We start from the raw sequence: 14,230 nt of genomic DNA, 5'->3' as shown, positions 1-14,230 counted from the left end.
AAGAAAGATGGAATTCGCTTTCTATTTCGCGTCCGGTATTGCAGTGGTGTCCACGCTTCGCGTGATCACCAACACCAATCCTGTGCACGCCCTGCTCTACCTGATCATTTCGTTGATCGCCGTGGCCATGACCTTTTTCAGCCTCGGCGCACCATTCGCCGGTGTGCTGGAAGTGATCGCCTACGCCGGCGCCATCATGGTGCTGTTCGTGTTTGTGGTGATGATGCTCAACCTGGGGCCGGCCTCGGTCGCCCAGGAACGCGTCTGGCTCAAGCCCGGCATCTGGCTCGGCCCGGTCATCCTGGCAGCCCTGCTGCTGGGTGAACTGCTGTATGTGCTGTTCGCTCACCAGAGCGGCCAGGCCATCGGCCACACCACCGTAGACGCGAAAGCCGTGGGCGTCAGCCTGTTCGGCCCGTACCTGCTGGTGGTCGAACTGGCTTCGATGCTGCTGCTCGCGGCAGCCATCACCGCCTTCCACTTGGGCCGCAACGAAGCCAAGGAGCAATGACGATGCCTGCTATCCCTTTGGAGCATGGTCTGGCGGTCGCCGGCATCCTGTTCTGCCTTGGCCTGGTCGGCCTGATGGTTCGCCGTAACATTCTGTTCGTGTTGATGAGCCTGGAAATCATGATGAACGCCGCCGCACTGGCGTTCGTTGTTGCAGGTAGCCGATGGGCGCAGCCGGATGGGCAAGTCATGTTCATCCTGGTGATCAGCCTGGCAGCCGCCGAGGCCAGTATTGGCCTGGCGATCCTGCTGCAACTGTATCGTCGCTTCCACACGCTTGATATCGACGCTGCCAGTGAGATGCGCGGATGAACATGATCTTTCTGACTTTCGTATTTCCCCTGATCGGTTTCCTGCTGCTGTCGTTCTCCCGTGGACGCTGGTCGGAAAACCTTTCTGCCTTGATCGGCGTGGGTTCCATTGGCTTGTCGGCGATCGTCGCCGCCTACGTCATCTGGCAATTCAACGTGGCACCGCCGGAAGGCGGCCACTACACCCTGGTGCTGTGGCAATGGATGTCGGTGGACGGCTTCAAGCCCAACTTCGCCCTCTACGTCGACGGCCTGTCGATCACCATGCTCGGCGTGGTGGTGGGTGTAGGCTTCCTGATCCACCTGTTCGCGTCCTGGTACATGCGTGGTGAGGCCGGCTACTCGCGCTTCTTCTCGTACACCAACCTGTTTATCGCCAGCATGCTGTTCCTGGTACTCGGCGATAACCTGTTGTTCCTGTACTTCGGCTGGGAAGGCGTGGGCCTGTGCTCGTACCTGTTGATCGGTTTCTACTACAGCAACCGCAACAACGGTAACGCGGCACTCAAGGCCTTTATCGTCACCCGCATCGGCGACGTGTTCATGGCCATCGGCCTGTTCATCCTGTTCCAACAAGTGGGCACGCTGAACATCCAGGAACTGCTGGTGCTGGCACCGCAGAAATTCCAGGTTGGTGACTTCTGGATCACCCTGGCGACCCTGATGCTGCTGGGTGGCGCTGTGGGTAAATCCGCACAACTGCCGCTGCAAACCTGGCTGGCGGACGCGATGGCCGGTCCTACGCCGGTGTCGGCGCTGATCCACGCGGCAACCATGGTGACTGCGGGTGTCTACCTGATCGCGCGTACCCACGGCCTGTTCACCCTGGCGCCGGAAATCCTGCATCTTGTAGGACTGGTCGGTGGTGTGACCCTGGTTCTGGCGGGTTTTGCCGCGCTGGTACAGACCGACATCAAGCGTATCCTCGCCTACTCGACCATGAGCCAGATTGGCTACATGTTCCTGGCCCTGGGCGTTGGCGCCTGGGACGCGGCGATTTTCCACCTGATGACCCACGCCTTCTTCAAGGCCCTGCTGTTCCTTGCCTCCGGTGCAGTGATCGTTGCCTGCCACCACGAGCAGAACATCTTCAAGATGGGCGGCCTGTGGAAGAAACTGCCATTGGCCTACGCCAGCTTCATCGTCGGGGGTGCCGCCCTGGCCGCCCTGCCGTTGGTGACCGCAGGTTTCTACTCCAAGGACGAAATCCTCTGGGAAGCGTTCGCCAGCGGTAACCAGAACCTGCTGTATGCAGGCCTGGTCGGTGCGTTCATGACCTCGCTGTACACCTTCCGCCTGATCTTCATCACCTTCCACGGTGAAGCCAAGACCGAAGCGCACGCAGGCCACGGCATCTCCCACTGGTTGCCACTGTCGGTGCTGATCATCCTGTCGACCTTCATCGGCGCCATGATCACCCCGCCTCTGGCCGGTGTACTGCCGGAAAGCGCCGGGCATGCCGGTGGCGCCGCCAAGCACAGCCTGGAAATCGCCTCGGGCGCCATCGCCATCGCCGGTATCCTGCTGGCCGCGCTGCTGTTCCTCGGCAAGCGTCGCTTCGTGACGGCTGTGGCCAACAGTGGCATTGGTCGCTTCCTGTCAGCCTGGTGGTTCGCTGCGTGGGGCTTCGACTGGATCTACGACAAACTGTTCGTCAAGCCATACCTTGCTATCAGCCACCTTCTGCGCAAAGACCCGCTCGACCAGACCATCGGTTTGATCCCGCGCGCCGCCAAGGCCGGTCACACCGCCCTGAGCCGCAGCGAGACGGGCCAATTGCGTTGGTATGCCGCGTCCATGGCTGCCGGTGCGGTGCTGGTGATCGGTGCCATCGTGGTGGTGGCGGTATGACTATGAACATTGCGTACTTTGCGAACTTGCAAAAGGAAACGAGCCCGTCATGATTCTGCCCTGGCTAATCCTGATCCCCTTTATCGGCGGCCTGCTCTGCTGGATGGGTGAACGCTTCGGCGCCACCCTGCCCCGCTGGATTGCGTTGCTGACCATGTCCCTGGAACTCGCGCTCGGCCTCTGGCTGTGGGCGCACGGTGACTATTCATTCGCTCCGGCACCGGGTGTCGATCCAACCTTCGCGCTTGAATTCAAGCACGTGTGGATCCAGCGCTTCGGCATCAACGTGCACCTGGCCCTCGACGGCCTGTCGCTGTTGATGATTTTGCTGACCGGCTTGCTGGGTATCCTCTCGGTACTCTGCTCCTGGAAAGAAATTCAGCGTCACGTGGGCTTCTTCCACCTGAACCTGATGTGGATTTTGGGCGGCGTTGTCGGCGTGTTCCTGGCGCTGGACCTGTTCATGTTCTTCTTCTTCTGGGAAATGATGCTGGTGCCGATGTACTTCCTCATCGCGCTCTGGGGTCACAGTTCTTCGGACGGCAAGAAAACCCGGATCTACGCGGCGACCAAGTTCTTCATCTTCACCCAGGCTTCCGGCCTGATCATGTTGGTGGCGATCCTGGGTCTGGTACTGGTCAACTTCAACAACACTGGCGTGATTACCTTCAACTACGCCGACCTGTTGAAAACCAAGATGTCGCTGACCACCGAGTACATCCTGATGCTGGGCTTCTTCATCGCCTTCGCGGTGAAGCTGCCGGTGGTGCCGTTCCACTCCTGGTTGCCTGACGCTCACGCCCAGGCACCGACCGCAGGTTCCGTCGACCTCGCCGGTATCCTGCTTAAGACTGCTGCTTATGGCCTGCTGCGTTTCGCCCTGCCACTGTTCCCGAATGCCTCGGCCGAGTTCGCGCCGATCGCCATGACCCTGGGTCTGATCGGGATCTTCTACGGTGCGTTCCTGGCTTTTGCGCAAACCGACATCAAGCGTCTGATTGCCTTCTCGTCCGTTTCCCACATGGGTTTCGTACTGATCGGCATCTACTCCGGCAGCCAACTGGCGCTGCAAGGCGCGGTGATCCAGATGTTGGCCCACGGTGTTTCGGCCGCGGCACTGTTTATCCTCAGTGGTCAGCTGTACGAGCGCCTGCACACCCGTGACATGCGTGAAATGGGTGGCGTGTGGTCGCGCATCGCGTACCTGCCGGCCATCAGCCTGTTCTTCGCCGCCGCATCCCTGGGCTTGCCGGGCACCGGTAACTTCATCGGCGAGTTCCTGATCCTGATGGGTTCGTTCGTACACACGCCGTGGATCAGCGCCATTGCTACCTCGGGCCTGGTGTTTGGTTCGGTCTACTCGCTGATCATGATCCACCGCGCCTACTTCGGCCCGGCCAAGTCCGACACCGTCCTGCAAGGGATGGATGCTCGCGAACTGATCATGGTGCTCGGCCTTGCGGTGCTGCTGATCTACATCGGTGTGTACCCGCAACCGTTCCTGGACACTTCTGCCGCGACGATGCATGGCGTGCAGCAGTGGATCGGCACCGCCTTCTCTCAACTCGCTTCGGCCCGGTAAGAGCGCTATGGAATTCACGATCCAACACTTTATCGCGCTTGCGCCGCTGCTGATTACCAGCCTCACCGTTGTGGCGGTGATGCTGGCAATCGCCTGGCGCCGCAATCACTCGCAAACGTTCCTGCTGTCGTGTGCCGGTCTTAACCTGGCCCTGCTGTCGATCATCCCGGCACTCAAGGTCGCGCCATTGGCCGTGACCCCGCTGATGATGGTCGATGACTTCGCGCTGCTGTACATCGCGTTGATCCTCGTTGCCACCCTGGCCTGCGTCACCCTCGCCCACGCCTACCTCGGCGAAGGCGGCACCGGCTACCCCGGCAACAAGGAAGAGCTGTACCTGCTGATTCTGCTGGCTGCGGCCGGTGGCATCGTGCTGGTCAGCGCTCAGCACCTGGCCGGCTTGTTCATCGGCCTGGAACTGCTGTCGATCCCGACTTACGGCCTGGTGGCCTACGCGTTCTTCAACAAGCGCTCGCTGGAAGCCGGCATCAAGTACATGGTGCTGTCGGCGGCCGGTTCCGCGTTCCTGTTGTTCGGTATGGCGCTGCTCTACGCAGAGGCCGGCAACCTGAGCTTCACCGGTATCGGTCACGCCCTGGCGGCCACCAACATGCCTGCACCGATTGCCCAACTGGGCCTGGCGATGATGCTGATCGGCCTGGCGTTCAAGCTGTCCCTGGTGCCGTTCCACTTGTGGACCCCGGACGTCTACGAAGGCGCCCCGGCGCCAGTGGCGGCGTTCCTGGCCACCGCGTCCAAGGTTGCCGTGTTTGCTGTGATGGTGCGTCTGTTCCAGATCTCGCCTGCGGCCAACACCGGCGTGCTGAGCACCGTGCTGACCGTGATCGCCATTGCGTCGATCCTGTTCGGTAACCTGCTGGCCCTGACCCAGAACAACCTCAAGCGTCTGCTCGGTTATTCCTCCATCGCGCACTTCGGCTACCTGCTGATCGCCCTGGTGGCGAGCAAAGGCCTGGCCGTGGAAGCCATGGGCGTGTACCTGGTCACCTACGTGATCACCAGCCTGGGCGCATTTGGCGTGATCACGTTGATGTCCTCGCCGTTCAAAGGTCGTGATGCCGACGCCCTGTACGAATATCGCGGCCTGTTCTGGCGCCGTCCGTACCTGACCGCCGTGCTTACCGTGATGATGCTGTCCCTGGCCGGTATCCCGCTGACCGCAGGCTTTATCGGCAAGTTCTACATCGTGGCTACCGGTGTTGAAGCCCATGAATGGTGGCTGGTTGCATCCTTGGTACTGGGCAGCGCCATCGGCGTGTTCTACTACCTGCGCGTGATGGTCACCCTGTACCTGATCGAGCCAAACCTGCGCCGTGTGGATGCCGAGTTGCACTGGGAACAGAAGGCAGGCGGCGTGATGCTGCTGGCCATCGCCCTGCTCGCGTTCTTCCTGGGCGTGTACCCACAACCGTTGCTCACCCTGGTGCAGCACGCGGTACTGGGCGTTTGATCGCTTAGCTTGATGCAGTAAACGAAACGGCGCCTTCGGGCGCCGTTTTGCGTTTCTGGACTTTCAATTCTTTTGCCCTCCCCTGTGCGCTGAAATTTCCTTCCTCCTCTACCTCTTTGTCTGGCATCTAGCCGCTGAACCTAGCCGTATGGTGATTGTGTTTTAGGAAAGTTCCCACAGCCAGGTCACTTGACCCCGGGCGCGTGGGCCACCACACTATACGCAGGCTACGTACAGAACATGGATGCTCTATTTATCGAGTTGCCGGCCTTTGAACGGCATCGCAGGGACTATCTGAGTGACGAGCTATTCCAAGGCTTTCAACAGGAGTTGATGAAGAATCCGCAAGCGGGCGACGTCATCGAGGGAACCGGCGGGTTGCGCAAGGTCCGTTTCGTCGATGAGCGACGCAACAAAGGCAAACGCGGAGGCTTGCGGGTCATTTACTACTGGTGGTCGGGCGGCACGCAGTTCTGGTTATTCACCCTGTACGGCAAACACGAACAGGATGACCTTACCCCCAATCACAAGAAAGCCTTAAAACACATGCTGGACAGGGAAATCAAAGCGAGAACACATCATGAAACGTGAAATCTTTTCCGAACTGGTCGAAGGCTTCGACGCCCTGGCCGAAGAACGCCAAGGCAAAGTCACCCTGCGGACCCACAAGGTCCATCTCAACAACCTGGCCCCCCTGAGCGCCGAAGAAGTGGTGGCCGTGCGCCAACAGCTCAACCTCTCGCGCTCGGTGTTCGCCATGTACCTGCGTACCAACGTGCGCACCCTGGAAAACTGGGAACAAGGCCGGGCCAAGCCCAACGCCCAGGCCACCACCTTGATTCGGCTGGTGGCGCGCTTTCCGGAAACCGTGGCGCAGCTCGCGGCCTTGGGTTGATGGACAAAGCCCCGACAGGTTCGGGGCTTCTTCATGCAGGCTTATCGGCTCCCCCGAGGACTAGGCCCCTCCTCCTTCGCCACGAAACGCACTCGGGCTCACCCCTGTCCAGCGCTTGAAGGCCCGCCGAAAACTGCGCACATCGCTATAACCGACTTCCTCGGTAATACGTTCGATCGACAGCCCCGGATTCCCCAGCAACCCCATGGTACGTGCACGTCGCACTTGCTCCTGCAACGCTTCGAACGTCAGCCCGTGTTCGGTCAGGCGCCTGCGCAGGGTGCGCCCACTCATGTTCAAGTCGCCGGCGACCTTCTCCAGCTGGCTGCCCTGCAAATCCCGCGAAATAGCGCGTTCAACGGCCTGGATCAGGTCCATCTTCTGGTGCAACTGCGCGCTCTCCAACTCCAGCAACTCCAGGGCCTGGCGCAACGCCAAGGCGTGGTGATTAGGCAGGCGTTTATCCAGCCAATGCGGGGCCAGCACCATGCGATTGTGCAGGCAGCCAAAGCGCACATCCGCGCCAAACAGGCGTTGGTACTCAGCCTGGTAAGGCGGCGCAGCGTGCACGAACTCCATGCGCAGGGGCATAAACGTCTCCCCCACGAGCGCGCGGCCATACACCATCAGGCTGGCGAAGAACTCTTCGGCCGCAAACACCTGCACCTCGGCAAACGGCAGCAGGCATTCGACGTCGACGTGTACTTCTTCCAAGGTCTCATGGGTACGGGTGGTGGCGATGCCGCCTGAGGTGTGCTGATGGCGCTCGCCAATGGCAAATGCATCGCGCAGGGTTTTGCACAGGGAGATCACATGGCCGAGTAGGCCGAGGGTGCCCAGCACGTTCTGATGCCCCACCCACAGGCCCAGCCCCTGATCGGGAAGCACCTTGAGTGCCCGCTGGATCATCGCCACAGCCTGGCGATAGGAAATACGCTGGGCCGGGTCATCCAGGTCGGCCAGGGTAAACCCCAGGCCTCGGCACAACGCTTCGGCATTCGCGCCCTTTTGCGCTACCACGTGCCCGAGGGTCTGCAACAGGAAGGGCGACACCAGCGCCAATTCAAATTGCGGGTCAACGGCTTTCCTTTGCATGGCTTACGGGTTCCCGACTGAGTACTTCAGTTCTTGTTTTAGAAACATCCTGCTAATCATAGGCGCTTGCAAGAGCCGCTGCATCCTGAGTGAAACCTGTCCGGCAAAGTCCCCCTATCTGGCCGCCAAAACCCTGCCCCGCCGGGCGCTGAAGGCATATTTCTAACGTCAGCGGTGCCCTAACAATAATAAAGAGGCCAGACATGAACCCCACCCGTGCACTTCCCCCCCTGCAACTGGCGTTGTTGAGCCTGCTCAGCCTGCCGGCCCTGGCCACCGAAGGCGGCGTCGACAACATCGGCCCCGGCACCGATGGCTTCTACATCCTGCCGCTGGACGTGAACAACCTGCCCGACCATATGTTCGCGTTCAACCTGTATTACAACCACTACCAGGCACGCAAACTGGACATCAGCTCCCTCGGCGGCAAGGTCTCGCAAGTGCGGATCAAGTCCGACGCGATCATCCCACGCCTGGACTACCTGAGCCCCGTGCGTGTGTTCGGCGGGCGCCTGGGCGGCTACATCGCCCAGCCGTATATCAAGCAACAGGTGTCGCTGTTCGGTATGTCCGACACCCGCGAAAGCATGGGCGACACCACCCTGGCGCCGATCATCCTGTGGGACATGGGCAAAAACCTGACCCTGGCCGCCGCCGTGGAAATCACCCTGCCCACCGGCGAATACGACGCCACGCGCCTGGCCAACACCAGCAACAACTTCTACACCTACAAGCCGCTGGTCTCGGCGACCTGGATGCCCAATGAACGCACCGAACTGTCGATCAAGACCACCTACAGCTTCAACGAAGAAAACCACGACACCGACTACCGCTCCGGCCAGATTTTCCATTTCGACTACTCGGCCAGCTACAAGGTGACCGACAACCTGAGCCTGGGGGTCAACGGCTATTACCTCAAGCAGACCACCGACGATAAGCAGTACGGGCGCACGGTGGTAAACATCTATGGTGATGAAGTGAATGATGGGGTCAAGGGACAAGTGTTTGCCATTGGCCCGGCGGTGTATTTCACCTTCTTGAAATACGCCAGTGCAGAGGTGCGCTGGGCTAAAGAGTTTGATGTGAAGAACCGGCCGGAAGGCGATATGTTGTGGGCCAAGCTCACCATTCCCTTTGCCCTGTAAAAACCCGACTTGAAACAGGAACACTGACGTGTGTGGGAGTGTGATTGTGTGGGAGCTGGCTTGCCTGCGATAGCATCACCGCGGTCTAACCTTGAGACCGAGGCGTCTGCATCGCAGGCAAGCCAGCTCCCACACAAGCCAGCCCCCCACAATCACACTCCCACATTTCGAGCGCTTTGCGTCAGGCATAAACAGGCCAGGTCTCGACGATTTTCCCGTCCCGCACCCCCAGCAAATCCCCAAACTGCAACAACACAAACTCACTCTGGGTCGGGCGCAAAAACACTTGATCCTCAATATTCAATCCCACCGCTGGCGAGCCGTTGACCATCTCCTGATTGGAACTGCGCCCAAACAGCTCATTGCTTTGCAGCCCCTGCGGCGACTCGAATTGCGCCATCCAGTTACCGCCATAAATAAAGAACGTCTCGCGCTGATTCGGATCCCACCACGAAAACACCCGCGACTTGCCATCCAGCGCCGGAATCTCCACCGACCCGGTGCTTTTCAACACTGGCGTGGCGATAAACGCTGCCGGCACATGCTCGCTCAACGACGGCAAATCGTAATGCGTGGGCTTGAGCAACGCGGTACCCACCGACACCTCGGTACTGAGTGTTTCCTGCTCGTGAATCCGATAGCTGGGGCTGCCAGCCGTGTTCAACGTCAGCCCCTCACGCCATAACCCGGCAAACTGCTGACGGGTGAAATCAACATGGCCGTTGTAGCGCTGCATCACCTGCTCAAACAGCGCCTGGGGCGAACCGAGAATACCCGGCACGCCCATGCCCACAAACGGGTCGTAGCCCATAAATCCGGCAAACTCCAAGTGCTGCGGGTTGGCGCTGATCAGCGTGAGCATCCGCCCCAGCACCGCGTTATCGCTAATGCCGCCGCGATGCAGCCCCACATCCAGCTCGATGTTCACCCGCAACCGCGTGCCCAACCCTTGCGCCAACGCCAGGTAGTGCTGCAACCGCTCTGGCGTGTCCAGTAGCCACTGCAATTGCCTGGCCGGGTCAAACGGACCTTTATGGGTTTGATAAAACAGCTCGGCCGAGCGCACCGGCAACGGCTTGCCCATGAGGATGTCGGCCTCGGGAAACACCTGCGCATCGTGGTTCAGAAACGGTTGATGAAACGACATCAGCCGCGCAGTACCCGCGCGCTTGGCGATATACGCCAGCAACCCCGGCGACGGCAGCGACTTCTCCACCAGGCGCAAATGCTTGCCACCACGCTGCACCGACTGCATCACCACGTCGATATTGTGATCAAGGCGATCCAGGTCGATCAGCATCACCGGGCGCATCGGCCCATGGGCTTTGAGTTCGTCATTAAGACGACGGAAATACTCGCTGTACGGGCCGCCGCGATCACTGGGGCGCAGCCACCAGCCACCCGCCACTGCCGCCACTGCGGCGCCCAGCACAAAATGTCGGCGTTTCATCAGGCCACTCCCAGGATGGATTGCAGGTGCGCATTGAGGAACTTGCCGCTCGGGTCCAGCTCGCGGCGCACGCGGGTGAATTCGTCCCAGCGCGGGTACAGCGACTGCAAGGTGCGCGCGTTAAGGGTGTGCAATTTGCCCCAGTGCGGGCGGCCGGCGTACTTCCAGAAAATCGGCTCCACGGCGGCAAAGAAGTTGTGATGGTCCATGGCGTAATGCTGATGGACCGAAATCGAACAGCTGTCGCGGCCTTCGAACATGCTCAAAGGGATGTCATCGGCCTTGACGTAGCGATACTCGATAGGAAACCAGGTGCGCAGATCCTTGTCGGTGATCAGCTTGAGGATTTCCCGCAGGCACGCCGGGCCATGTTCGGCGGGCACCGAATATTCCATCTCGTTGAAACGCACGTTGCGCACATTGGCATAGACCTGGAACGACTCGGCCACGCGGTCCTGGAAGCTGGCAAAAAAACGCAGGCTGTTGAGCAAGGTGCGGCGGGTGCCCGGGAAATCACTGCCATACTTGTCGAGCTTTTCGATGATCGACACAAACTCATTGCCGCCCGCCTCCGCCGGGTCGACGGGAGGCGTTTCGGGGTCATCGGTTTCGTTGAGGGCGATGGACAGCGCGTAGTCGGAATGGGTGACCACGAGCATTTCCCAGTGCTGGTTTTCGCGGGTGTTCTTGTGCACATCCTCCAGCAACTCTTCGGTCTTGGCGATCCACTGACGCTCACGCAAGCGGTACGGTGCGCGGTTCTGCGAGCGGATTTGCGTGACCACGCCCAGCGCACCGAGAGATACCCGGGCGGCGCTGAACAGCTCGGGATGGCGTTGCGCATCGCAGTCCAGCACGTCGCCTTGGGCTGTGACCAGTTGCAGGCCGGTGACGCAACCGGAATACGAGGTAAAGCCCACACCGGTGCCATGGGTGGAGGTGGAAATCGCCCCGGCCAGGGTCTGGTAATCGATGTCCGCCATGTTCGGCAGCGCCTGGCCGATGGCCTTGAGCGCCGGGCCCATGCGCGACATCGGCGTGCCGGCGGCAAAGGTCGCTTGCAAGGTGGCGGGGTCATGGTCCAACAGCCCATTGAAGTAACTCAGCGACAACAAGGTGCCGTCGGTGGGCACCAGGGCACTGAACGAATGTGCCGAGCCTACGGGCCGAATAGTGCTCGGTGCCTGGCGAATCATTTGCACCAATTCATCCAGGTCTTTGGGCGCCAGGCGCGCCAGCGGCAGGCAGGTCTGCGCGCCCGACCAGTTGCGCCACGGGATCAACCGTGGCGCGCGGGCCAACTGGGCCAGTACCGGGTTGCTCGACAGGGCCAGAAAAACCCCGGCCACTGCCGAGCGTTGCAAGAGTTGCCGCCGTGAAAGCGCCATCCACCACCTCTTTTTATTATTGGAGTTGAACACCGGCCATAAAGCTGATCAGCGCCAGAAACTGCGCTTCGGAACACTGCATGCACAGCCCCATCGGCGGCATGCCGTTGTAGCCGTTGATGCTGTGGTCCAGCAGCGTGTCGGCGCCCTGGGCGACGCGCGGGCTCCAGGCAGCCTTGTCACCCGCCAACGGCGCGCCGGCCGCCGGGTTGGCGTGGCATAGCTTGCAGCTGGTGTCGTAGACCTGGGCCAGTGCCGGGTCGGCGGGCACGGTCGTGGTCGCAGCAGTGCGTTCGGGGGCAGGTTTGGGCGTGTCGTCACAGGCCGTCAGCAGGCTGAGTACGAGCAACAGTAACGCGGTGCGGGGCATGGCCACCCTCTCTTATTGTGCAGTGGAAGCTGTTTGCACACTAAGGCAGCGAAGGCAGGGCGTTGAGGGTTTTGGGGGACACAAAGGGGGCTTGGGCGGACAGTCGAATGCTCGGCGTAAGGGTTGGTGCGGTCCTTGAGGTCTACCGTGTCGCTGCCCACCTTCGAGTTTGAAATCGTTATAGCTGCCCTGCAGGCCCAGGACGGAAATCGGGCCAGTCGGTGCTGCGGCGAACACCACAGCAGGCGCGGTGACCAGCGCCAGCAGTGAGGAACCCTTGAGGAATTTTCCGAATAGCTTGGACATCGTTTTACATCTCCTTGTCTGGTGAGCAAATTATTCAGGAACCGGTTCGAACCTCGGCTTTTGCCAAAGGCTCGAATTAATTTGCATTGACATGAAGGTAAAACGGTTCAGCGAAGGCTCTAGCTCAAGGCTCCCTGGAGTTTTCCATTACTAAGCCATCAAGGGTTTGGCGAAGCTGCGGATGACTTGGCAAACGAATACCGAAGGTGCCCTGCAGCAATTCCAGTAACTCATCAGCACTCTCGACTGCGCGCTTTTCGCTGGGCTGGTCAAGGCAGTGAACCGCGTAATTGGCATTGGCCAAGGTATGGCGTTTACCCGGTGCCAATCGCGCCGCTTTCAGCTGACCGACAAAAACGGAAGCCGGGTGCGTCGACACGTACCAATTGCCGATGGTGTAGTCGATATCGGCCTGCACTTGCAGGTCGAACACATATAAGCCACGCCATTCCTCACCCACCTGCGCCCACAGGGTGTAATCGGCACCGTTGAAGGTCAGGCGATAAGGTTCATGGGCGGTGGCCTGGGGCACCTCGGTATCCAGCTGCAACGGACTGCTGGGCACCATGCCGCCGAAGCCGACATCGGTGACATAACGCACGCCGTCCAGGGTCACCAGGCTCAGGCGATGGGTGCGCCCGGTGCGCGCATCAGGCGGCCCGCCCATCACCACCCAGCCGGTAAGCCCGCGGGCGTCGAAGCCCAGCTCCTGCAACAGCGCCAGGAACAGGTAGTTAAGCTCGAAACAGTAACCACCACGCCCGTCCAGCAAGACCTTTTGCTCGATGCTGGGCAGGTCAATCGGCACCGGTGAATGCAGCAATGTCGACAGGCTCTCAAAGGCGAAGGTGCACACGTGACGCAGCTGCAGGTCTTGCAAGGTTTTGAGCGTGGGTGGCGGGGCTGAGTCGTAGCCCAGACGCTGCAGGTAGAGCTGGCTGTGAGTCAATCGGGACATGGCGCGATCCTTGGGCGCGTGGCGGATGCGTCACTATGCCGCGCCAGTGTGCGACTTGTCATTTTGAGTGAACCTTTTTGAACGCCCGCCTATCCATCTATAACAAGACAGGGAGGCAACATGAGTACCGCAAAAATCTACACCATTCACTATCAACTGCACGGTCAACCGAAGTCCTTTGTGGTACGCGCCGAAGTGATGAATAACGCTGAAGCGTGGCATTGGGCGGCGGTCGATGCTGATATTGCCCATGTCAGCCGCATTGGGCGCGTGGGTCATGAGCAGGTCAAGAAAACCACCCGACCTTGGGCGGAGAAGTTTGGGATCAGCGAGGTGACCTGGGTGCCGCCCAAGTAGGTTTCGTTTGGATGTGATCAGGCCCCGCTTTTGCGGGGTTTGGTTTGTGGGGGGGGTTGGGGTGTTGGGGGTGTGTATATCCGTTATTTAGGTAACGGCGGCTTATGGTTCCGCTCTTACAGCGGCTCACTTTTTGAAGGACCAAAAAGTAAGCAAAAAGTCCTCGCCCCAACACTCGGTGCCTCGCTATGGCTCGGCATGCCCGCAATCCGCCAGTGATTTGGGGGGCCGCCGCGATGGGCCATCCTTGGCCCAGCGCGGCTAAACCGGCATCCCTGCCGGTTTACCCCCCAAATCCCTGTCAGATTCCGGCCATCGTGTTTGACGGGGCGATTTCAGATCAAGATCAAAAACACAGATCAAAAGACCGCTGACTTCGTCATCGAAAAGGATGTAAGGGCCAGAGCAACAGCGACAGCAACAGCAACAGCAACAGCAACAGCAACAGCAACAGCAACAGCAACAGCAACAGCAACAGCAACAGCAACAGCAGAGCCATACTCGGTCAAAGGTGGGAGCTGGCTTGCCTGCGATGGCATCA

General features: G+C 60.1%; 15 protein-coding genes. 9 read left to right on the top strand and 6 right to left on the bottom strand.

Annotated features, from left to right (window positions below; genetic code table 11):
* The first annotated feature begins 7 nt into the window (after window positions 1–7).
* The 7 genes from nuoJ to HBO41_RS25955 all read left to right on the top strand — a co-directional run bounded on the left by nuoJ (window position 8) and on the right by HBO41_RS25955 (window position 6,620).
* Window positions 8–511 carry an NADH-quinone oxidoreductase subunit J gene (gene nuoJ, locus HBO41_RS25985; protein WP_017137519.1) on the top strand — a complete coding sequence of 168 codons (504 nt, stop codon included), beginning with the start codon at window positions 8–10 and terminating at the stop codon, window positions 509–511.
* Window positions 512–513: 2 nt separating this feature from the next.
* Entirely contained in the window at window positions 514–822 is a 309-nt protein-coding gene (nuoK, locus tag HBO41_RS25980) for an NADH-quinone oxidoreductase subunit NuoK (protein ID WP_017137520.1), read from the top strand.
* Complete coding sequence (gene nuoL / locus HBO41_RS25975) at window positions 819–2,672, top strand: NADH-quinone oxidoreductase subunit L (protein ID WP_138450408.1); 1,854 nt, start codon at window positions 819–821, stop codon at window positions 2,670–2,672. The genes nuoK and nuoL overlap by 4 nt, the downstream gene beginning before the upstream one ends.
* Window positions 2,673–2,721: 49 nt before the next feature.
* On the top strand, window positions 2,722–4,254 hold the full coding sequence (gene nuoM / locus HBO41_RS25970) for an NADH-quinone oxidoreductase subunit M (RefSeq protein WP_017137522.1): 1,533 nt from the start codon (window positions 2,722–2,724) through the stop codon (window positions 4,252–4,254).
* Window positions 4,255–4,261: 7 nt separating this feature from the next.
* Window positions 4,262–5,725 carry an NADH-quinone oxidoreductase subunit NuoN gene (gene nuoN, locus HBO41_RS25965; RefSeq protein WP_017137523.1) on the top strand — a complete coding sequence of 488 codons (1,464 nt, stop codon included), beginning with the start codon at window positions 4,262–4,264 and terminating at the stop codon, window positions 5,723–5,725.
* Window positions 5,726–5,965: 240 nt separating this feature from the next.
* Entirely contained in the window at window positions 5,966–6,316 is a 351-nt protein-coding gene (locus tag HBO41_RS25960; RefSeq protein WP_026013737.1) for a toxin, read from the top strand.
* A complete protein-coding gene (locus tag HBO41_RS25955) occupies window positions 6,306–6,620 on the top strand; it encodes a DNA-binding transcriptional regulator (protein WP_017137525.1) in 315 nt (104 codons plus the stop codon). Before HBO41_RS25960 ends, HBO41_RS25955 begins: the two co-directional genes overlap by 11 nt.
* A 60-nt stretch (window positions 6,621–6,680) precedes the next feature.
* On the opposite strand, the gene HBO41_RS25950 is transcribed toward HBO41_RS25955, so the two are convergent.
* Complete coding sequence (locus tag HBO41_RS25950) at window positions 6,681–7,715, bottom strand: AraC family transcriptional regulator (RefSeq protein ID WP_017137526.1); 1,035 nt, start codon at window positions 7,713–7,715, stop codon at window positions 6,681–6,683.
* Between the two features lie 203 nt (window positions 7,716–7,918).
* On the opposite strand from HBO41_RS25950, the gene HBO41_RS25945 reads away from it, so the two are divergent.
* The gene (locus HBO41_RS25945; protein ID WP_017137527.1) at window positions 7,919–8,860 is read left to right on the top strand and encodes a transporter; all 942 of its coding nucleotides are present in this window, start codon (window positions 7,919–7,921) and stop codon (window positions 8,858–8,860) included.
* A gap of 181 nt (window positions 8,861–9,041) precedes the next feature.
* Here HBO41_RS25945 and HBO41_RS25940 read toward each other — a convergent pair whose 3' ends face one another.
* The 4 genes from HBO41_RS25940 to HBO41_RS25925 all read right to left on the bottom strand — a co-directional run bounded on the left by HBO41_RS25940 (window position 9,042) and on the right by HBO41_RS25925 (window position 13,332).
* The gene (locus tag HBO41_RS25940) at window positions 9,042–10,250 is read right to left on the bottom strand and encodes a DSD1 family PLP-dependent enzyme (RefSeq protein ID WP_169988385.1); all 1,209 of its coding nucleotides are present in this window, start codon (window positions 10,248–10,250) and stop codon (window positions 9,042–9,044) included.
* Window positions 10,251–10,309: 59 nt separating this feature from the next.
* A complete protein-coding gene (locus HBO41_RS25935; protein ID WP_169988383.1) occupies window positions 10,310–11,638 on the bottom strand; it encodes a D-arabinono-1,4-lactone oxidase in 1,329 nt (442 codons plus the stop codon).
* Between the two features lie 76 nt (window positions 11,639–11,714).
* Window positions 11,715–12,068 (bottom strand): cytochrome c5 family protein, encoded by a 354-nt coding sequence (locus tag HBO41_RS25930; protein ID WP_138453873.1) that lies wholly within the window; start codon window positions 12,066–12,068, stop codon window positions 11,715–11,717.
* A 430-nt stretch (window positions 12,069–12,498) separates the two neighbouring features.
* A complete protein-coding gene (locus HBO41_RS25925; RefSeq protein ID WP_017137531.1) occupies window positions 12,499–13,332 on the bottom strand; it encodes an arylamine N-acetyltransferase in 834 nt (277 codons plus the stop codon).
* Between the two features lie 120 nt (window positions 13,333–13,452).
* Between HBO41_RS25925 and HBO41_RS25920 the strand changes: the two genes are divergently transcribed.
* Window positions 13,453–13,689 carry a DUF6555 family protein gene (locus HBO41_RS25920; RefSeq protein WP_017137532.1) on the top strand — a complete coding sequence of 79 codons (237 nt, stop codon included), beginning with the start codon at window positions 13,453–13,455 and terminating at the stop codon, window positions 13,687–13,689.
* 359 nt (window positions 13,690–14,048) lie between these two features.
* On the opposite strand, the gene HBO41_RS29415 is transcribed toward HBO41_RS25920, so the two are convergent.
* The coding region (locus tag HBO41_RS29415) for a hypothetical protein (protein ID WP_222933971.1) at window positions 14,049–14,230 on the bottom strand (182 nt) is incomplete at its 5' end.

It is taken from the genome of Pseudomonas sp. WS 5146, assembly GCF_012985495.1.
Lineage (GTDB): Bacteria > Pseudomonadota > Gammaproteobacteria > Pseudomonadales > Pseudomonadaceae > Aquipseudomonas > Aquipseudomonas edaphica.
The sequence above is the reverse complement of the archived record's forward strand: the minus strand, read 5'-3'. Positions and strand labels throughout refer to the sequence as shown.